The following is a 20,232-nucleotide window of genomic DNA, read 5'->3' as shown; positions in this document are numbered from 1 at the left end:
AAATGCGCTATCCCTTTATATCATGTTTGAACAATGATTTCAAACAAGCTATCTTTGCAACACCAAAAGGCCAATGAACACAAATAAAAAAATCATCCATCGATTTAAAAAACAATTCAGATCAGAGCACCTAAGCGACGCTATCAGAACTACGGCCTGTATTTTTATACCAACAATTTTTTTCTTTTATTTAGGCTATAGTGCATATGCTATTGCTTGCGGAACTGGAGCACTTTTAATTGCAGCAACTGATGGTCCAAACACACTGAGCGGAAAAATTAGATCTACCGTTGAAAATTTATTGCTTTTCAGCCTAACATCCATCATCATCTGTTATAGTTTTTGGAATATTCCTTTATCAACATTAATTCTGTTTATCATCACTTTATTTTGTGCTATCATCGCATGTTACGGCCAGCGTTATGCACTAAGCGGCACTATGGCTACCGCACTTTGTATTTTTGTGATTGGCCTTAAGCCAGAAAACCCTGTAATGTTTACACTTGGTATTTTAACGGGAGGTACAATTTATTACCTGCTAAGTATTCTCCATCAGCTGCTGCTGCCTTTTAGATCATTAGAACAGGCTATTTCCGAATGCTTAAAGGTTACATCAAGTTTTGTAAAAACCAAAGCAGACTGCTATGATGACCAGATGCCATTGAGCCAAGCACAAAATGAAACTATCCTTAAACACATCAAGGTAAGCGAAAAACAGGAACTCATCCGTAGCCTTTTGCTAGCAGAAAATCCAAAGAAAATGCAGTCTTCTGAAAAAGGAAGAAGACTTTTCCAAATCAGCATTACACTCATCGACCTCTATCAACAGTTTTCTGCAAGTCACCACAACTACCAAAAAATTAGAACAGAACTGAAAGGCACTGGCGCATTAGAAATTATCATTAGGCTAATTTACCTACAATCTTTAATTATTGATCATTTGGATGACGGTGATAATGTTAAAAGTCTATGTAAGGAGATCCAAACAGAAATCATCAAATTAGAAGAGCTAGGCAATAAGCTAAACTCAATACAACAACAGTTAACATCTGCCATTGGCAACAATTTAAAAAACAGTTACAAATTAATAAAGCAGCTTTCTAGCATAGCTGATGAAACAAAATATCATGAAACTACTGAAATAAACAGCACTTCTTTTGCTGATTACCAAAACTTTATCACGCCCCCACCATTAACATTTGCTACGCTTTTTAATCAATTTGATATTAAAAATCCAATTTTTAGGTTTTCACTTCGGCTGGCGCTGCTAATTTCTATAAGTTACCTAATTACAGAAGCATTTGAGTTGAGCAGATACACCTACTGGCTCTTATTAACCATCCTTGTAGTTGCCAGACCAAAACTTGCACTCACATTTAAGCGAAATAATCAGCGGCTTATCGGCACCATAATCGGTATTGCATTTTCCATTGTTTTTCTTTTGCTGATAAGTGATCCTTTTATACTAATACCTGCGATTGCAGTTTTGTTAACTGCATTTTTTTTCTATGCCCGCATAAATTATTTGATTGCAGTGGCTGCTCTTACACCCGCCATTCTTATCGCCCTTGCATTAAATGATAACAATTGGCCAGTAATGTTCGCTCAGAGATTTTTATTTACCATTGTGGGATGTTTGATTGCTTTGGTTACAGCTTTTTTATTTCCCATTTGGGAAACTAGTCGCATTAAAGAACTATTACTAAAAACATACAAAACGGCTTTTGATTACCTAAAGGCTTCACTACAAAACCAGAGCGCTAGCCCGGCAGAAATAGCCGAACTGCGACTTGCCAGAAAGCAAAACTACCTCGCCACTGCCGAACTTTTTCAGGCGATGCAAATGATAAATATTGAGCCACATGCCAAAAAACTTCCTATAAATTCGTTAAAAAGCCTTCAAGTTTCTGCATTTCAGATCAGCTCCGTAATTAGTTCTATTGCTTTGGGAAGCCATAACTCAATGCAAACTATCTCAAAAAATGATTCTAAGCAGATTATCCATATTCTACAACAAAATGTAGACATGGTTTACCAAGCACTGGCTGAAAAAAGACTGATTGTGCCTACACTATCACTTCAAGAAAATAGTCACCCTGTAACTATTGCCTTATTTGAAATTGGCCAGTCTATTTATCAGATGATAGAAAAAGACTAGCATCCATCTTTGATAAAACTATTTAAAAAGCAAATAGGCGATGATAAGTGTAATAACGATATTGAAAAGTTGGGCAATTAAAAAGGCATAAAATGGAGTTTTACTGTTTCGATCGAAAAGTTCAGAAAATTTAGTTTCTAAACCTATGCTAGTAAAAGCAAGTGCAAACCATAGGCCTTGCAGGTTCTTTAAACTGTCTTTTACATCACTGATCGCCTCCTGGCTAAGTGCAAAACTAAAAAGCAATGAAGCTGCTATAAAACCTATTACAAATTTTGGAAACCTCTCCCATATTATCTTTAAGGTAGGTTTTTCAACCGCAACCTGTCCTGCTGGTTTTTGAGTATATGTCCAGTAAACCGAAATGGCAAAAGCAGCAAGCCCTAGAAGCACATTCTGGGAAAACTTCACGATTGTACTAATTTTAAGAGCCTCTTCACCTACTAACGATCCAGAAGCCACTACCGCTCCAGTGGTATCAATACTTCCTCCTAGCCAAGCACCGGTTACCGCCTGACTAAAATTAAAATAATGAGCGATATAAGGCATGAAGATCATCATTGGTATCGCGGTAATGAGCACCATCGAGATCACATAAGATAGTTTTTTAGGATCTCCCTTTATTGCTCCCGAGGTGGCAATAGCCGCAGAAACACCACATATAGAAACCGCACTAGAAATCATCATTGTTAATTCCTGATCTACCTTAAGTTTTTTACACAGCCAAAAAGCGAAGTACCAAACAGATAGCACCACAAGCAAAGCCTGTATCAAACCTAATGAACCAGCTTTAAGAATATCTGAAAAAATTACAGAAGTACCCAATAAAACTAAACCGATTTTCACGAAAAGTTCGGTAGAAAGGTTCTCTACAAACCATTTTGGTAACTTAAAAAAATTACTGATTGCCAAACCTATGCCCAAACTAAAAATCACCCCTTCGAGGTTAAGCGATCTCATGGTAGCACTACCAGAAATAACCAAGGCCAGAATAGTAAGCACATAGACTATGGGCACAACTACGACTAATTTTTTAATAGGCTTCCCCATGGCGAGAGCACCAAGCAAGGCCACTAAAAAAATCAATAAAAACTGATAAACAAACTTCAAGAGGTTACCTAGCGAAAGCACCTTATCTGTCAATTCGGCAACGCCGCCCCATTTTAATGCAGGAACAGGCAGCACAAGCCCTGATAAAGAAATTAGAATAATAAAAAAACCAAGAACAACTACCGTCCAATCTTCTGTAAGTAAGGATTTAAATTTAGCCTGCATCTATCTAGTGGTTGAAAATCAATTCTCCAAAACTCGGTAATTCAAAACTAAAAACACAGCAATCTTCTAAATCTTATACTACTATAGCTATAGATTTCTGTAACATTTCTAACAAAATTCATGATGCAACACGTTGCTATATACCAAAAAAGCGAGGCAGATTTAACTGTCTCGCTTTTTGGTTGATTATCTTAGTATCGATAATTATTTATTGAATGCTGATTTTAACTGAGAAACAGCATATCCCATCGCATCCTTAGCTTGAGGAACAACAGCTCCCATTCCAAAAAATTCATGAGTTACGCCATTGTAGTTTTTACTATTTACACTAACACCCGCAGCCTTAAGTTTCTTTTCTAATTCCATACCATCACTTTGTAATGGATCAAATTCTGCAGTAATAATAGTTGTAACAGGCAATCCTTTAAGGTTAGCAGCTACCAAATTAATTCTTGGGTCGTTTGCTTCACCCATGTTGTTAAGGTAGTTTTTTACAAACCATAACATCATCGGTTTATCTAGAGGTTTTGCATTGGCTTGTTTAACATACGATTCGCTGTTCATATTAGAAGAAGCAACAGGATAAACTGCAAGTATAGCAGTTGGCAACATAATTTTGCTATCTCTAGCTTTTATTGCAGTATTTACAGCCAAATTACCACCAGCACTTTCTCCGGCAACAGCAATCTTTTTAGGATCTCCTTTAATTGAACTTGCATTTTTTACCACCCAATCATAAGCCGCGTATGCATCATTATGTGCAATAGGAAACTTATTTTCTGGTGCCAATCTATAAGCTACAGAAACCACTACAGCACCCACTTGTTGAGCCAATGATTTTGCTGATGCCTCATAAACTTCAATATTTGCAATTACAAAACCGCCTCCGTGGTAATAAACAACTATCGGAAATGGACCATTACCCTTTGGAGTATACACTTTAGCGTGAATGGTGCCACCATTTACCGGAATTTCCTTTCCCATTGTATCTAAATCCATCATAGGCATAGCGATGTTATTTTCTTTCATCACATCCATCACAGCATCTGTTGGTGTATGATTTTTTCTAGCTTCAACTGCAGTAAGTTCTGGAATCGGTTTGTCGTTATAACTAGCTAATTTTTCCATAACCACCTGCATTTCTGGTTTAATGCCTGGCGCCCAAGCTGGCTCTGGTCCGGCAGGGGTTAACATTTGAGCGGTAGTATCAGTAAGATTGGTATCCAACGCTGTGCTGTCGTTAGAGTCAGCGTTTTGATTACTTTGGCAAGAAGCCATGAATAGCATTCCGGCAATGCTAAATGATAAAATGATTTTTGTTTTCATAGAGATAATTTTTATTATCTCAGTAACTATGCATGTTAGTTAATTGTTTGCAGTACAACTTTAAGGTGTTGTTATAATTGTTGTTCAGTGAGAGAGGGAAATGATTTAAATTTTAATGTTGTTACTTACCGATGCATAAAGCGAAGCTAACTCACTGACAGTCAGTCCTCAACAAAAAAGACCAATCTAGAGACAATACGAAACATACTTAAAGCACTGATAATCAGATAATTATACTTAATTTTTCTAACTACGTGTTTTATAATGTTAAAGAACTGATATTGAGTTATTTGACAGAATTACTATCTGTCCAAATCCCCACATTGCCTATGCGAATATAAGTATTTTCTATTTAAACCCACATGAAAAGAAGAAATTTTCTTTCCAAGAGGTGCGATTTTTCAGAGCAGTTTGCATTAAACCCCTTCGTTTTAATTCCGTTAAATCTCGCTAAGTGAAGTTATGTACAATCAAAAACATTTAACATTAAATAGCGACAGCAAATTTCGGAAATTTGGAAGAACCCTATTGCACCATTGATCTCCTAAGCCTATCAATGGGTTTAGCAAAACGCAGCAAAATCGGACAAAGCCTGAATTAAAAGTGGAGTCGCGAAAAAAATACAGCCCGTAATGGACTGCATCTATCTTACTCCACCCCCTCATCTTCTTCCCACTCGGGAAAGATATAACTCAAATAATCGTCAATTACGTCCCAAGTAATCCCGATATTGCAATCGTGCTTATCCTTAAGCATATCGAGTACCTTTTGCGCTTGGCCCTCTTTTAGCAGATACCCGTTATCTTTTGCCCGTCCTTACAAATCCTCAAGCCCCCAAAACGATCGAGATTGTTCCATGCTGCCTCCTCTGATAGCCTAAGATTGCACGCTCATACACATATTTTGTAGACTGGTCGAAGGCAGCGGTTGCCAACTCAAGATTTCCTTCAAATTCTTTGTCGAACATGATTTCCGCGTCCCCGTTGAGTTCACCGTTTACAATCTTGCAAAGGTCATCGTTGCGCCTGATCTCATCGCAGGAATAATATTTCGGATAGTATTTTTCCACGAATTCCCAAACCCCATCACCTTGCCTAAGATCTGGCGAGTAGATTTCCGCTTCCTGCTGTATCTTGTTGATGTGGTATTTATTTAGTGATAATACATCGGTGTCTAAAGCGCTTGTAAAAACATTGCACAAAAAACTTTCAAAATCTGCATTAGTCTGTTTAACATCCGCCTCAATTGTAAGGGTGATATTGATATTTATTTCCTGTGTCATTGTTCCATGTTTTATAACGGTTAAACTTTATCCGTTGGCACCTTCAGGAGGCGGATACCAAAGAGCCAATGGTATTTTGCCCTGTATCCGCTAAAATCGATAATACCCATTAGTAGCCCTTTTGCTAATTGCACCTCGAATGCGTCATTCTTTGAGAGTTCCATTTTTTCTAGGCTTTGCAAAAGCCTTAGCGCTTGGGCTATCTTTTTCAATACTCGGCGCTCGTTCCTGTTTTTCCTTTTCATCTTCCATGCTGGGTTAAATTGGGGCGGTCTCCCGCCCCAAACAAATTAATTGAACTGTAAACTGCCCTTGCTGGCGAATTCTCCGCATAGATCAAAGGCAACCTGAGCCCTCTGCTTGGCTGTCCCCTCTATGATGGACTTAAATTTTGCCTCTCCATCCCTGAACCTGCGCACGTTCTGAAAATATCCTGTTACCGCGTTGTAGGCTCCAAATACAGTCCCCGCTGTCGTTGCCATCTGCTGGGTCTGGTTGCCCATCGCATAGCTGTAGACCTCATCGACAATGTTTCGGTAAACAGCCGAAATTTCGTCGCCTGCTCCCTGTTGTAGTTTCTGAAGAACCTCTTTGTTTGGCGCCATTGCTACCTGCACCAGTTTTTTAACTTCAGAGTCCGAAATGCGCACCTTTGCCCAGTGGTTGAATAACCCTTCCAGTTCCCCTGCAAGGCTGCCAGAAATCCCCATTAGCGTGTGTGCCTGTTTCAGCCTATCACCAGCTCCCGAGCTGTGGCGGATGCGGACTGCGTTCTTATGATTGCGCATTGCAGCATTCAAAGTATTGTTGCAGACGATGCGAACAGGCGTAAATGCCGCGGTAATGCTCCCGCCCCCATCGTGTGAGGTGGTCAGAAAAAGATACTGCTCGATAAGGTCATCAGCGCCAACACGGATGTATGAGGGAAGTTTAGCGGTTATAAAGATCCGCTCCCCCTTACCGAGTGCTCCCGCGGTCTCGTACTGGATGCCCTCGCTTCCGCCTACGATGCTATCGAAAAAAGAAAACGCGTCGATATTTTGCACTACGCTGTAATCCTTGCCCACTACCCCCAGCACCTGCTCGGTATCGGTGCGCATGGTCGCAAAAAAGTTTGGCACCTCCACGCCCGCCTCTGAGGTCAGGATCTGCTCCTGCCTAAATTCGTTGTTCAGGTTGTCCATCGTGAAAAGTGGACGCTTCACTACCGTGTAGTCCAGCCCCGCGAACTTCAGCGCTTCTGCTGAAGTGGGGTAACTATCTACTATGGTGCCCAGCCCATGCCAAGCTTTTTCCTTAACCGAAAAGAAAGAGTGTTTTTGTGTATCCTCATTGAAATTTAAATTATGTGCCATGACTATAAAGTTTGATGCTTAAATAAATTGGACTGCTTAAAATGGTAGGTCGCCAGTTTGATTGGCTGGCTCTGCTACGGTCGGATTCTTTGAACCAGAACTGAAAAGTTTGATTTCAGAAACCCGAAAAGTGAGTGCCGCTGCTGCTTCGGCTTCCTTTGTCACATAAGCCCTGCAGCCCACATGCCCGAAGACCTGCACAACGTCCCCCTTTTTCAGAAACTCGGCGATCCCCTCATTGCGCCAATAACTGCACTCAAAAAATCTTGCGATCTCTTTTCGCTGCTCACCGCTCAAATAGCTGTGGTTTACCGCAATGGTAAAGCCTACTACCTTTGTACTTTCCGATACTTCCCTGACCTGAGCGTCCGCGGTCAGCCTTCCTGTGATAATTTCCATCTTTGTGGTTTTTAGGTAAAAAATTGAACTAGTGTTTTGTCCTTTCAACCCAGTGCCCCACACATTTTTCCGGCGAGGGGGGATAAAAAGAACAGCCGTCGACCACCGTGACCTTAGGGCGAAGTCCCCGAACTATAAGTCCCTAAGGGTGGACGGCGCAGCCGGACATTATGCGTTCGGGGCCAGCCCAAGGTCACGAGACTTGCATTTCTTTTTCTCCCCACGATAGGAAAATTTTTAAATCAGAAGCCTTAATCGAGACTGGCAGCTGACCCGCCTGGGCTGAAAAGGCAAAGCAGGACACATTTAGTTCATACAGCCCGTCCCTTATATTGACCATTACCCCCACGCCCAAAGACCCGCATGGCAATCTCTACCGAGGAAAGTATCGCACTGCATTTGGCAAGGCCAAGTCCCGAGAAACGCGAAAGCCTTTTATAGCTTGCACCACCCAGCAGTCCAGCAAGTCCTCCGAAAGCCTCCAATACCCTTGCCGCAAGATCCACTGCTGTTTCCTTAGGTGTACCCGAGCCGATCAGCATCGCCAACAGTTCCGCATCAGAAAGGGCCAATGGGCCGTGGGCAAGAAGTCTTTCCCGAGGCTTCTTATCTGGTTCCCAAGACGGAATCCCGCGTTCACGCCTGACCTCAGGTCCCTGATCTGGCCCGGCCAATTTCAGGTGGGCGGCATGATGGCAAAGAGATGCCAAGGCCTGCACCACCAGGGGCAGATCCCTTTCAAAAAATACGACTCTATTGCGCTGATAGCCACCATCGCGCCGCTTCTCGCTACAGGTCAACTGCACAAACAGATCTCCCCTTGCCCCCTGTTTATAATCAAAGAAATAATGCCTCATCGGCCCCGAGGGAAAAGCCTCGGTATACATGATCTTGCTTTCCATAACAAATTGTTTTTGGTGAATAGCAAAGGTGGAAAGCCAAACAAAATTAGTCGGGAGCAAAACGATTTAACCGTTTTAAACGTTTTTAAAACGGATAGACAACTGATTTACAGCCATGAACGGATTTAACCCAAACTTTCATCCATTTGAATGCCATCATTGCGGGAAGCAGCTTTATGGTAGGCGCGACAAAAAGTATTGTAACGATACCTGCCGGAATGCCGGAAACAGGAAAAGAGTAGGTGTGGATACCTGGTATGAACCACTGTTCATTGCCCAGATCAACGCCATACTGAAAAGAAACTATAAGATCCTGAAGCAAGAACTGAACAAGAGCGGTGGTCCAACAACCCTTGGAAAATTCTACCTGATTGACAAAAACTTCAATTTCAGATTTTATACAAGTCTTCTCACCACCGGTTCGGGAACCTACCAATTCATTTACGACCATGGCTGGCGTGAACTGGAGGATGGAAGGATCATGATAGTAATGAACCCAAAGCAGGCTGAACTTTGAAAACAACTGAAGAGGAGCCTAAACAATTAAAACAGCAGGCGCTCGTTTACCAGAAGATATAATGAGGGCCCTTACAGATACACTGCAAAGGGCAAAAAGAAAGCGGGAAAAACCAAAGGCCCTTCCCGCTCATCTAAATTAACGCTCTCGAAAGATTAAATGCAAGCCGCATGAAAATGTTTTGCGCTAACTGAAATATTTTTGGACTAACCCGCCTTTTGGGTAAGAAAGTCCACCAGATGCTGTTTTAGAAGTTCAGCATCATAGGCTCCTTCTGTGGTATGTTCGGTCAGTTCCAGGTGATCAGCGCCAACGGTAATGGTAAAGGCATTCCCCTCTATCACCTCCGGAAAAGCTACATTCACAAAATCAGAAACGTGCACGGCTTCAACCGCAAGGTTACTGCCAAGTCTCTGGTCCACAAAGGCTGGAAATTCGCTCTTAAAGATTTCTGTCAACTGTGCCGCATCAAGGGGCTGTACATTTTTTATGGTTATCATATATTTTTTCAAGATACACCCAACAATGGTGCCCGGAATTAAAGCCTACCCAAAGTGCTCACAGTGCAGCCAGAGGAGGAACATTCCCAGCTGTGTCCTATTTTCAATTCCGCATCTGCTTGAACCAGGACTCACCCGGGTTTCCAATCCCCCTACAATCTGACCGTTACCCAGCGGAAGCTGGGTGTTGAAAAGTCGGGACATCAAAATCTGCCCACATCCCATATATTTGGTGGTTACAACCAGACCGACATGCACAATTTTGAATGCCTATACCTGCTCAGTAATCCCCGTTTTCAGATCATCGAGGTAAAACGGATTGGCCTTCCCGATACCGCAGGCGCTGAGCAGAAGTTTCTCTGGCTGAAAATCGATGCAAAAACCCTTGATGTATCCCCGTTGAACTTCAGCAGCATGGATTCTGCCGGAACAGTCGAGGAGCGATACTTCGAGCAGGGCTACCTTAAGTTCAACGATCAGACGGGCACCTTCATCGAAAAATACAATTCCGCCCAGCACCCCCTTCAACGCCTCGACCCACGGGACCTGGACCAGCGGATCCAACACGCTGCAGCCCCTTTCCTTACCCCGGAATAACAAGAAATCGTGAACAGTATATCCGGGAATGCGGGCTGAACCAAAGCAACAGATCATAGAAATCCTCGGGAGAAAAAACAGAAGAAGGTCTTCTATTTTAAAACTGCAAACGCCCTCCTGAATTGAAATTGGTAGACTGGCCAAACACAACCGGATCTTAGAAAAAAATATTCTTTAATTTACTTAACCAATAACCTGCTTATTGAATTTATCAGCATATGATAGGGAAGACAACAAGGCAGCAACTGTCATTCGGCCCAAAAGAGAAAGCGAGAACAAACCTAAGTCCATTCCCGCTTATCTAAATTAACGCTCTCGAGATAAATAACAGCAAAATTTTCCAGCTATTATAATCTTGGGGCAACTATTTCTTGGCCAAACTATAAGCCCTTGTATTTCTGCTCTAGAACTTCAATCTCCTTAAGCGCCTCTGCAATGCCGTTGCGCTGAGAGGTCAACAGGTTCAAATGGTCCTCGTGCAACTGGTTATCCTCGATTGCTGAGTCATATTTTGCCAAGGCCGCTTTCTCTCCGGTAACGATAGCACCCAGTAGCGCGGTCTCGCTGTTATCGGTCAAAGCCTCTTTGATATCGATCCAGGTACGGTGGATCGCTCCCAATATTCCGCCCTCATCATTATCAGACACAGCGCCATGCGCTGCCAGGTGAGCCTTGAGCTCATTCTCATAAATAGCACGCTCTGCAACATATTTCAAAAATACCGCTTTCAGTTCAACGTTATCCGTGGACTCCGAAGCTGATTGATATCCTTCCTTTCCATCGTTGATGATGGAGATCAGACCCTTTAGGTCCGATACGATTTCCTGATTATTTCCCATGGTTTTTTTTTATAAGTTATCTAATACAAACCAAAACGGCACCGAAATGTTTGTCATTTTCCAAACACAACAAACCCTCTAGAAAATTGTTAACCTTCCATGGCCAGTGAAAGAAAACCCTCTTACCTTGAATTTGAGCTCGACAGCTACCCCTGGAAACCGGACATCGATTACAGCAAGCATCCCGAAAGATACAGGGTCGGAAAGGGCGAACAGGGTGTACTGATCTGCGAGCCCTACAAGTCCCAGATCGGTCCTCATTGGCGTTTCCGGACCCCGCAGATCGCCACCCAGAGCAGCGAAAAGATCCTTGTAATGGTAAACGGCTACATCAACGGAAACGATTTCGTGGGGGTGGAAATGGCCCGGAAATACCTGCAGATGGGCTACACCCTTGCAAGGCGCCAACTATATTGACGGAACCAAATATGACTAGGGTAATTACTACCTGCCACGTAAACCGGGAACCGGATCGGACGAAAAGGCCAAGTCTGCCAACTCTTTTACATAACCTATAAGACCGCAGAATTGTACGATGTTTACGCTAAGATCAAGAAACAATGTGAAAAAGCCCGGCTGAGAGACCGTACCAGAACAGTCAACACCAATTAATCAAAACTTAAACCCAGTTGATTGGTTTTTAGCCAAACATGATGCGAGCTTTTTTATCAACCTTCAATTCTCCAATTTCAATAGCCAGAGCAAAACACTACCGGCAACTGATCTCCCTCTGGGAATGCGCCGTTAGGGCAACACACCACTTTCTATCAGAGGAAGATATCAGCCATTACAGGCTGCTGATCCACGATTATTATTTTGACAGGCTCAAGCTGTTCTGCTACAGAAAAAACAACAGGATCACTGGTTTCATCGGGGTCAGCCAGGGTGACATCCAGCTTCTTTTCGTGATGCCCGGCCACATGGGCCTTGGCATAGGAACCTGTCTTATGGAATTTGCAGTGAAAAAACTCGGAGCCCAAACAGTTGACGTGAACCAGCAGAACACCGCCGCCATTGATTTCTACACAAAACTGGGCTTTGAGCCTACCGGCATCACCCAGACCGACTCCGCCGGGAAGCCATTTCCAGTAATTTCGATGAAACTGAACTCCGTTAACCAAGAATAACTAAGTCATTCAACCAAAAAGCCCCGAAACAAAAGGTCCGGGGCTTTTTCCCAAAACGGTCATCAATACCGGTATTATTTTGCATTCTTCTTTTCGGTCACCTCAGCGCGGATCACCTGCGCCAGGTTCTTCAGCTCCTGCATCCCCTTGCGCACACGGGTCCCCGCCGCACTGTTGCCATTCTCATAGAACTTCTTGGCGTCAGCCTCGACCGAGGAGATCAGTTCCTTTACTTTTTCGAAATTTTCCATTTCCAATCTTTAAGTTAAACAATAAAACAATTCAAGGCGGCTAAATTAACAAAACGGATCAACAACCAGAAACAGCCCGCAGTCCATTTTCCATTTTAGCTGTTCAAAGAAGATAAATCACTGCCTATTCTTAGCTGAAACCCTGCGAATGATTTCCAGACATGCCCTGGTATTGTGATAGGGACATTTCCAAAAACCTACCTTATCCTCATCTTCCATCAGCGCCAAATCTTCAGTACGTCCCCAAAACCATTCTCCGTTTTCATGGTCAATAACATATAGGTTTATAAATCCCCAAAGTCTTTCAGCGATTTTCAGGTATCTATCATCTTCTGAGATTTCCCATGCGTTAATAAACCCAACCAGGGCCTCAGCCTGTACCCACCAATGCTTCTCCTTATTAAGATGTGATGTGGTCAGGTTGTGTTCATACCAGATGGACCCGTCCGCATCTAACCCTTGCAAAGCTGATTCTGCAAGCTCAATGGCGATCCTTTTATAACAGTTGATCAAATCCTCATCCCTGATCGCTTCTGCCGCTTCCAGTAACAACCAAGAGGCTTCTATATCATGTCCAAAGGAATAAATATGGGCCTTACTTTCCCAGTTTTCATCCATGAAAAGTATCAGGTGCTTACTTGAGCTATCAATGATGTGATTTTGAAAATCAGACAAAAGATTTTTGATCTGGGCTTTCAATCCATCGGTTTGCCAAACCCCATATAAGTTCACGTAAGCCTCTATCACATGCAGATGGGTATTCATGGTTTTTTTCTCATTGGCATCCTTATCACTCAACCTGAGATCCTTTATTTCCTTCCAGTCCCTGCCAAAAGCCTCAAAATATCCGCTATTGTCCTTGTCAAAACAGTAACGTTCTAGTTCCTGATACAGTTTTACAGCCAGATCCAGCGCCCCCTGATCCGCACTGATCTTGTAATATTCCGACAGACCATAGATGGCGAACGCGATGGCATAAGTCTGCTTCTTGGTATCCAGTGGTTGTCCGTTGAAATCCACCGACCAGAAGACTCCCCCAAAATGTTGATCATAAAAGAAGGTTCTGATATATTGATATGCCCTTTCGGCAAGAGCTAGGTGCACTTGCTTACCGGTAAAGGCATAAGCTGCAGAAAATGTCCACAGGATCCTTGAATTCAATACCGACCCCTTCGGCATATTTGGTATTAGCCGATCGTTATGATCCCTTTGGCCTACGAAACCTCCAAATTCCTGATCAACAGTCTTTTTCTCCCAATAACCGAGAATACTGAACAGTTCTTGTTCAATCTCTGCTGCAAACCCTATCAAAACGAGAGACTTTTGTTTGGTTGGAGTACTGATTTTGAGATTTCTCTGTTTTTATCAACGAGGCTGAAAATCAAATCAACCGAAGATGAAGATTTCAACCCGTCTTCTGGTGTATTGATCACATAGTCCATCAACCTGCCGATTGTTGAAGTTGCCACATGCATACGTGTATCCGAGGAGGCATAATAAATGAAAACCTTTCCCTCGGGATCCACGATCCAACCATTGCAAAAGGCTACATTCGAAACATCTCCCACTCTCTCTTCTCCCTCTGGAGCGAGAAAATACCCTCCCGGCTTATGAATAATCTTGGTCAAATCGTTAAGGTCGGTCATAAACATATACAATACATATCTTAGGCCTGCCGCTGTATTCCTAACTCCATGGGCTAAGTGCAGCCACCCCTTTTCAGTTTTGATCGGAGCTGGTCCCTGGCCGTTCTTGGCTTCGTAGACAGTATGGTACTGCTTCGAAAAAAGAATATGTTCATGGGCAATTTCAGCCTTTTCTATGTTTTCTGCCAGACCAAAACCTATTCCTCCCCCAGTTCCAGCCTCTATGAAACTATCCTGAGGCCTGGTATAAAAGGCATACTTGCCATCTACGAATTCGGGGTGCAAAACTACATTTCTCTGTTGTGGAGATGGGGTTTTAAGGTCTGCCATCCGCTGCCAGTTCCTTAAATCCTTTGTTCTGATTATCCCGCATTGAGCCAGCGCTGAGGTCTGGTCTGCCGCATGCGCCTCAGGGTCTCTTTTTTCGGTGCAGAAAAGACCATAGATCCACCCGTCCTGGTGTTCTACAAGGCGCATGTCATAAACGTTGGTATCTGCATTTTCATGGGTATCGAATACGATCGGATATTCCCAGAACCTGAAACCATCGATACCATTATCACTCTCCGCCACGGCAAAAAACGACTTTCTGTCCGAGCCCTCAACGCGGGCAACCATAATGTATTTTCCCTTGAATTTTATTGCGCCCGCATTAAAAACTGCATTCACCCCGATACGCTCCATGAAATAGGGGTTGGCTGTTGGATCGAAATCATACCTCCAGGACAAGGGAACATGACCTGATGTAAGTACAGGGTATTTGTATCTGTCGAATATACCGTTTCCCGCCTCCTCTATCTTGTTTTTTTTATTGATCAGTAAATCTTGTGCATCTTGCAAAAGCGCCATGCGGTTGTTAAAAGTGGATGTCATGCTATTATTGAATAGGTATTTATAATTTGATAACTTTACTTATATAGCGATCGATCTGAGGTGTTATCAGGGGTCAAATCGATAGTGCTTCATCTTTTGGTTAATTGGATCCGTCTTTCAGCCTTCTTTGTTCCAATTCTGCGGTTATCGTGTGCATCAAAGGGTCGTTGAGTTTATAGAATATGATGAAAACTGCCGATAGCACCGCACCGGCTGCCGGTATGAAACTCAGCATCATCCTGATCCCTGTCTGGGTTTCAACTGTTTGCGGCACATTTGCCTGGAAGCCATAAATGGCCAGCATCCATCCGGTAAGCGCACCTCCCAATGTCCATCCCAATTTCTGGGACATGGATGATGAGGAAAATATCAACCCGGTTGCCCTTCTTCCGGTTTTCCATTCAGAATAATCGGCAATGTCCGCGTACATCGACCAGAGTAAAGGAAAAATGCTTCCCGCACATACGCTGATCAGAAATTGAAAGGAGAAAATCAATACCAAATCATTCTGTTTGAAAAAATAGAATATGCAACTCAAAACTGCCGCCAGGACCATCGCATAAAGAAAGGTGTTTTTCTTACCTATCCTGTCAGAAACTGGCTTTGCCAACACGACCCCAACAATATTGGCAGCCTGTCCGAGCACCAGGTAGAGTGTACTGAAATTGATCGCTACATCGAAGATGGGTAACTGGAATGCCTGTTGGCTTTGAAAATAGTACTTGAAATAGTAGATCGCAGATCCATCCCTCAAGGAGTTGAATATCAAGGTGGAAACACCCGCTCCCAGCAGTATGAACCATGGCTTGTTGGTCGCCAGATTCTTTAGGTCGGCTTTCAGGGATGTTTTTTGTTCCTTTGGTGGACTTACCCTTTCCCTTGTCCATGCGAAGGTAAAATAGAAAAATACAGCGGCAATAAATGCGTAGATGATCATGGTCAGTAGCCATCCCCTCTGTGCATCTACCCCTGATGGGGTTTGGCTGAAATAACTTACAAAAGGTTCTGCAGTGGCCAAGACTAGGATACTTCCTGCAAAGGCGAAGATAAACCTGAACGTAGAAAGTGTAGTACGGTCTTTGATATTGGATGTGATCACCCCCATCAGCGAGGCATAAGGTACGTTGATCGCAGAATATACCATCATCATCAAAGTATAGGTAACATAAGCGTACACCACTTTGCCCGTCATGCTCAGCTCGGGGGTAGTGAATGTCAGTACGCCCACGATTCCGAAAGGAACGGCCACCCATAACAGATAAGGCCTGAACTTTCCCCATTTGGTATTGGTCCTGTCGGCGATAATCCCGATGATCGGATCCAAGGCCGTGTCCCAGATTCTGGTGATCAGGAACATGGTCCCGACCACAGCTGCCGAAATACCGAAAACGTCGGTATAATAGAACAGCAGGTAAACAGAAAATATTTTCCAGAACATGGAAGAGGCAAAATCCCCGAACCCATAAGCTAATTTTTCCTTTAATTTTAGTTTTTGATCCATACTTGTTTTTAAATGCTGTTGATGATTTTTCTTGCCATTGAGCACAAAACTACTTGCTGCTTAAAGTTAAGGATATTTATTGCCTACTTAGTTGCCCCAACCTGGCATCTCATCAAGGGTTATCACGTTTGTGGCGTTATGCAGCGCCCTAAGTTGTGCAGCTGTGTTACTTTGTTCCTTAAAAACCAGTTCAGACCAGCCCATAAAGAATGTCCATTTGGGCTGCTCCAGAAGTTGCTGGGCGGTAGGATATTTCTCACACTCTCCAATGGCTATCGGCTTACCTTTTGCAACATCAACCATGGTCTTGTATTTCGAAGCTGTATAACCTGCCCCATCCGAGAAATACATATCCATCGATACCACATCGAAATAGTCCTCGCCTGGATTATAGGAAATTGCATCACTGGCCATACTGCCAAAATCCTGTATATTCCATACCCAGATCAGATTTGAAAGGCCCTTTGTCTTGGTCATGTAATCATGCGTCAGCTGGTAAAGTTTTCTGGTCCCATTCGCACCTGGTCTTCCACCCCACCAAAATTTCCCCTGGTTCATTTCATGTAGTGGTCGCCATAGCACTTCCACTCCCTTATCCTCCAGCTGCTGAAGATACACAGATACCTCGTCCATCATCTGCTTCCATCTGGCGTTGATCGCAGTTCCATCTGTGATCAATTGCGTGAACTGCTGATCAGTCAAGGCGCTCAACACGCCCTTGCCATCATCCCATCCACAAGGCTGCGAGTTGGCAGGGTTACAGGCGTGCCACATGATATTGATGACCGCTCCTTTTTTCCATTGGTTTACGGCCTGATCGATCATAACCTGACGGTTATTGATATTATCGGCCTGAAAAAGAAAATCTCCGCTCCAAAGGGCTGGATACTTATCTGTTACGGTTTTCACCTCTTCTGTCCATCTGGTAGGATCCGAGTTCGGCTCTCTGTTATGGATACCCGCAACAGTTTGCTTTCCAGCTATGCTATTGAGGTAATTGATTGTTTTGAACCGGGATTTGGGCACTTGAGCTGTTGGTGTTTCATCCTTAGGATCGGCTTTCGGAGTAAGGTTATCACTGCGCTTACATGAGCAGGAGGCGAGCATCGCAACCAGCAGCAGCCCATTAATAATCTGTGTTTTCATATTTTCTACTTTTATGTTTCATCGAAAAAGATGACCCAGCATGGATCATCTCGGCATTTGGCAATTTATCATTGTTTTTTCACATCGATCCAGAACCTTCTGGGTTTTTTCACTACCTTATCATAATCGGAATAGATATTTCCCCAATCATCAATTCCATTCAGGGTAAAATCGAAGGAATTGTCTGTAACGGTTTTGCTGGTATTATTGCCAAGGGACAGGCTTCCAGCACCTCTGAATGTAGCGATGGATACAAGCCCTGTTGAAGAAGTGAACTTGACAACGTTGGCCGTATAGTCACGTTCCCATTTGCTCACCCCAATGGGTATCTTCCTGTAGAAACTGTTCACATCTGTCTGAGGAGTTGCCGTAAAAACATAGTTTGCGTATTTCCCGTCGGCACCTGCGCTATTGGTAACCTTGCCAAATGTCTTTCCATCTGCTGCTACACCCTCGAACTCAAAGGTCAACCTGTTGTCCAGCTCTGAAGAAGGCCCTGTACTTGCAGACCACAACCAAGGCTTTGCTGAAAAATCGATCACCTCACCACCTCCATATTCTGGTCCGGTACCACCGTAAACCACCTGTTTTTGGATCGCATAGGTTCCCAGAAGTGTCTCAGTGAACGGGATGAGTTCAACTACCCAATCCCTGGTCTTTCCAGATTCTGAAGTAATAGTATAGGTATACTTGTTGTTATTTGCTGCGAAATTGACCTTCTCTCCCGATGCAGGCTTGATGTCTGATTTATATGAAGTCTGGATCTGTGTTGACACAGAAGAAAGGTTTGTCCCAGCCTGGATTAGAACTTTAACCGTTACAGTTCCTGCCAGCCTATCCACAACCGCCGGCCCTATCTGTGACAGTCCGCCACCCAATGTTACTGCCTCAATCGAGCGTTCATTGCTCACAACCCCATCATATGGATCTTTCTTACATGCCCCGAATATGATTGTTGTAACAAATAGTATTACAACCACCAATTTATTGTTCATTTTCATTTCTAAAGCTTTTATGGTTTGATTAATGGATTGGTATCTAATTCTCTTTGTGGTATAGGAAAGAAATATGCCCCACTGGTAATGGTTTTGCCATAATCCCGAGCCATTTTTTCCATGCCGTTTGTACGGCGCAGATCGAACAGGCGGTTTCCTTCAAACGCAAGTTCCCAGGCCCTCTCCTGTACAACAGCGTCGCGGAATGCCCGAACACCTAGTGCCGGTGGAAGATTGCCAAGGCCTGCCCTCGCCCTAACCCTATTCACCGCTGCATATCCTTCAGTTGGCCCCGCTGCCTCTGCGTAAACAAGTAGGATATCCGAATAGCGGATAACAGGGGAATTGGCATTCATTTTATCTGCATCACGTCCAGGGTCTATAAATTTCCTGGAGAATGGCCTAGAGGCTGAGTTGATATCCAGATTATAAACCGTGCCCGAGTTGGTATAAGAAGAAACGATAAGATCTGTCTTACGCTTATCATTATTTGCATAACTGCTGTAATGGCCTGCTTCTGTCCTGAAGTGGTTCCAGCCTTGTCCTATATTGATTACTGGACTTGCAGGGTTGCTCGGATCATAGGGAATGGTCATTGGCCGATCAGAACCTATAAACATGTTTGGCAACTTTGTATATTCTCCCTCCCTTACACCCAACCTGTCAACAGCGGCATCAAAGATATGCTCGTTCACACTTCCTGCCGCTTTATATAAGGTAGTGTTGTAAATGTCAACAAGTATGTTGGTGAAGCCAAAAACAGCCTGTTCATTGATCACTTTTGCGGCATAGTTCTTTGCCTCGGTATACTTGGTCTCCGCATCGGCAACGAAAGCATATCCCGGGGAATTATAGCTTTTGGAAGAAGCCAGGTGAAGGTAAACTTTGGCTAATAGCGCCTGTGCAGCAACTCTGTTTGCTCTTCCCTCTTTATTTTTGGCTGCACTCATCAATCCCTCTGCAGTCTTCAGATCAGCTTCTATGAGCGCATAGATATCGCTCAAAGAGGATTTGGCCATTGGAACCTGATCTGCATCAGCAATAACTTCTGTCCTTAAGGGAACCTCTCCGAATAGCCTTACCAGATTAAAATTATGCAAGGCTCTCAAAAAATGCCCTTCGCCAATGATCTGGTTTTTACCAGCCTCTGTAATGCCCTGTACATTGGGCACGTTCTTGATTACCGAGTTTGCCCTGGCAATGCCCCTGTACAGATAAGTCCAAAGGTTATCCAGGTCTGAATTGTTGGGGGTCGTCCTTATTTCATCCAGTTCAAAATTAGACACTCCGGCATCGCCTTTTTGCGTCAAATTTTCAGTTGGCAGTTCAGTGATGATGTAATAGCCCCTTGAATAATAACCTACCTCTGGGAGTATGGCATAAGCATATGCCAGTGCTGAATTTGCATCCGCCTCTGTCTTATAAAAAGAGCCGGTGTTTACCAGTCCGTAAGGCTTTTCTTCTAATTTCTGACAGCTAGATAAAACTGCTGATAGAACAAAAGCACCGTATATATATTTTTTTAAGTTCATGATTTTAATAA

At 43.4% G+C, this 20,232-nt stretch carries 21 protein-coding genes; 5 read left to right on the top strand and 16 right to left on the bottom strand.

Going from position 1 to position 20,232, the window contains the following annotated elements:
* The first annotated feature begins 73 nt into the window (after positions 1 to 73).
* The gene (locus tag AC07XU_RS09280; RefSeq protein WP_494943364.1) at positions 74 to 2,158 is read left to right on the top strand and encodes an FUSC family protein; all 2,085 of its coding nucleotides are present in this window, start codon (positions 74 to 76) and stop codon (positions 2,156 to 2,158) included.
* A gap of 18 nt (positions 2,159 to 2,176) precedes the next feature.
* On the opposite strand, the gene AC07XU_RS09275 is transcribed toward AC07XU_RS09280, so the two are convergent.
* The 7 genes from AC07XU_RS09275 to AC07XU_RS09245 form a co-directional block, all read right to left on the bottom strand.
* Entirely contained in the window at positions 2,177 to 3,433 is a 1,257-nt protein-coding gene (locus AC07XU_RS09275; RefSeq protein WP_494943363.1) for a YeiH family protein, read from the bottom strand.
* A 204-nt stretch (positions 3,434 to 3,637) separates the two neighbouring features.
* Positions 3,638 to 4,759, bottom strand: a complete 1,122-nt coding sequence (locus tag AC07XU_RS09270; RefSeq protein WP_494943362.1) for an alpha/beta hydrolase — start codon at positions 4,757 to 4,759, stop codon at positions 3,638 to 3,640.
* An 826-nt stretch (positions 4,760 to 5,585) separates the two neighbouring features.
* Positions 5,586 to 6,041: a hypothetical protein gene (locus AC07XU_RS09265; RefSeq protein ID WP_494943361.1), complete on the bottom strand. Its 456-nt coding sequence runs from the start codon at positions 6,039 to 6,041 to the stop codon at positions 5,586 to 5,588.
* Between the two features lie 20 nt (positions 6,042 to 6,061).
* Positions 6,062 to 6,286, bottom strand: a complete 225-nt coding sequence (locus AC07XU_RS09260) for a hypothetical protein (RefSeq protein WP_494943360.1) — start codon at positions 6,284 to 6,286, stop codon at positions 6,062 to 6,064.
* 45 nt (positions 6,287 to 6,331) lie between these two features.
* Positions 6,332 to 7,396, bottom strand: coding sequence for a DUF932 domain-containing protein (locus AC07XU_RS09255; protein WP_494943359.1), 1,065 nt, complete (start codon positions 7,394 to 7,396; stop codon positions 6,332 to 6,334).
* 36 nt (positions 7,397 to 7,432) lie between these two features.
* Positions 7,433 to 7,795, bottom strand: a complete 363-nt coding sequence (locus AC07XU_RS09250) for a single-stranded DNA-binding protein (protein WP_494943358.1) — start codon at positions 7,793 to 7,795, stop codon at positions 7,433 to 7,435.
* A 311-nt stretch (positions 7,796 to 8,106) separates the two neighbouring features.
* Positions 8,107 to 8,697, bottom strand: coding sequence for a UPF0758 domain-containing protein (locus tag AC07XU_RS09245; protein WP_494943357.1), 591 nt, complete (start codon positions 8,695 to 8,697; stop codon positions 8,107 to 8,109).
* Positions 8,698 to 8,812: 115 nt separating this feature from the next.
* On the opposite strand from AC07XU_RS09245, the gene AC07XU_RS09240 reads away from it, so the two are divergent.
* Positions 8,813 to 9,214, top strand: coding sequence for a hypothetical protein (locus AC07XU_RS09240; protein WP_494943356.1), 402 nt, complete (start codon positions 8,813 to 8,815; stop codon positions 9,212 to 9,214).
* A gap of 206 nt (positions 9,215 to 9,420) precedes the next feature.
* Here the strand turns inward: AC07XU_RS09240 and AC07XU_RS09235 are convergent, their stop codons facing one another.
* Positions 9,421 to 9,714 carry a hypothetical protein gene (locus tag AC07XU_RS09235; RefSeq protein WP_494943355.1) on the bottom strand — a complete coding sequence of 98 codons (294 nt, stop codon included), beginning with the start codon at positions 9,712 to 9,714 and terminating at the stop codon, positions 9,421 to 9,423.
* A 252-nt stretch (positions 9,715 to 9,966) separates the two neighbouring features.
* On the opposite strand from AC07XU_RS09235, the gene AC07XU_RS09230 reads away from it, so the two are divergent.
* Positions 9,967 to 10,311 carry a hypothetical protein gene (locus AC07XU_RS09230; RefSeq protein WP_494943354.1) on the top strand — a complete coding sequence of 115 codons (345 nt, stop codon included), beginning with the start codon at positions 9,967 to 9,969 and terminating at the stop codon, positions 10,309 to 10,311.
* A gap of 380 nt (positions 10,312 to 10,691) precedes the next feature.
* On the opposite strand, the gene AC07XU_RS09225 is transcribed toward AC07XU_RS09230, so the two are convergent.
* On the bottom strand, positions 10,692 to 11,150 hold the full coding sequence (locus AC07XU_RS09225; RefSeq protein WP_494943353.1) for a PA2169 family four-helix-bundle protein: 459 nt from the start codon (positions 11,148 to 11,150) through the stop codon (positions 10,692 to 10,694).
* Between the two features lie 99 nt (positions 11,151 to 11,249).
* Here AC07XU_RS09225 and AC07XU_RS09220 point away from each other — a divergent pair, with 99 nt between their 5' ends.
* Positions 11,250 to 11,567 carry a DUF4385 family protein gene (locus tag AC07XU_RS09220; protein ID WP_494943352.1) on the top strand — a complete coding sequence of 106 codons (318 nt, stop codon included), beginning with the start codon at positions 11,250 to 11,252 and terminating at the stop codon, positions 11,565 to 11,567.
* 233 nt (positions 11,568 to 11,800) lie between these two features.
* Positions 11,801 to 12,277, top strand: a complete 477-nt coding sequence (locus tag AC07XU_RS09215; RefSeq protein WP_494943351.1) for a GNAT family N-acetyltransferase — start codon at positions 11,801 to 11,803, stop codon at positions 12,275 to 12,277.
* 74 nt (positions 12,278 to 12,351) lie between these two features.
* Here AC07XU_RS09215 and AC07XU_RS09210 read toward each other — a convergent pair whose 3' ends face one another.
* The 7 genes from AC07XU_RS09210 to AC07XU_RS09180 all read right to left on the bottom strand — a co-directional run bounded on the left by AC07XU_RS09210 (position 12,352) and on the right by AC07XU_RS09180 (position 20,221).
* Positions 12,352 to 12,528, bottom strand: a complete 177-nt coding sequence (locus AC07XU_RS09210; protein ID WP_494943350.1) for a BF3379 family histone-like protein — start codon at positions 12,526 to 12,528, stop codon at positions 12,352 to 12,354.
* A gap of 117 nt (positions 12,529 to 12,645) precedes the next feature.
* Positions 12,646 to 13,839 (bottom strand): AGE family epimerase/isomerase, encoded by a 1,194-nt coding sequence (locus AC07XU_RS09205; RefSeq protein ID WP_494943349.1) that lies wholly within the window; start codon positions 13,837 to 13,839, stop codon positions 12,646 to 12,648.
* The gene (locus AC07XU_RS09200) at positions 13,836 to 15,047 is read right to left on the bottom strand and encodes a glycoside hydrolase family 130 protein (protein WP_494943348.1); all 1,212 of its coding nucleotides are present in this window, start codon (positions 15,045 to 15,047) and stop codon (positions 13,836 to 13,838) included. The genes AC07XU_RS09205 and AC07XU_RS09200 overlap by 4 nt, the downstream gene beginning before the upstream one ends.
* Before the next feature lie 100 nt (positions 15,048 to 15,147).
* Positions 15,148 to 16,548: an MFS transporter gene (locus AC07XU_RS09195; RefSeq protein WP_494943347.1), complete on the bottom strand. Its 1,401-nt coding sequence runs from the start codon at positions 16,546 to 16,548 to the stop codon at positions 15,148 to 15,150.
* 87 nt (positions 16,549 to 16,635) lie between these two features.
* Positions 16,636 to 17,694 (bottom strand): glycoside hydrolase family 26 protein, encoded by a 1,059-nt coding sequence (locus AC07XU_RS09190; RefSeq protein ID WP_494943346.1) that lies wholly within the window; start codon positions 17,692 to 17,694, stop codon positions 16,636 to 16,638.
* A 68-nt stretch (positions 17,695 to 17,762) separates the two neighbouring features.
* Positions 17,763 to 18,695, bottom strand: coding sequence for an SGBP N-terminal domain-containing protein (locus tag AC07XU_RS09185; protein WP_494943345.1), 933 nt, complete (start codon positions 18,693 to 18,695; stop codon positions 17,763 to 17,765).
* Between the two features lie 11 nt (positions 18,696 to 18,706).
* The gene (locus AC07XU_RS09180; protein WP_494943344.1) at positions 18,707 to 20,221 is read right to left on the bottom strand and encodes a RagB/SusD family nutrient uptake outer membrane protein; all 1,515 of its coding nucleotides are present in this window, start codon (positions 20,219 to 20,221) and stop codon (positions 18,707 to 18,709) included.
* Positions 20,222 to 20,232 lie beyond the last annotated feature (11 nt).

It is taken from the genome of Pedobacter sp. GW456-11-11-14-TSB4 (assembly GCF_059424425.1).
Note: the sequence above shows the minus strand (reverse complement) of the source record. Positions and strands in the feature narration are given on the sequence as shown.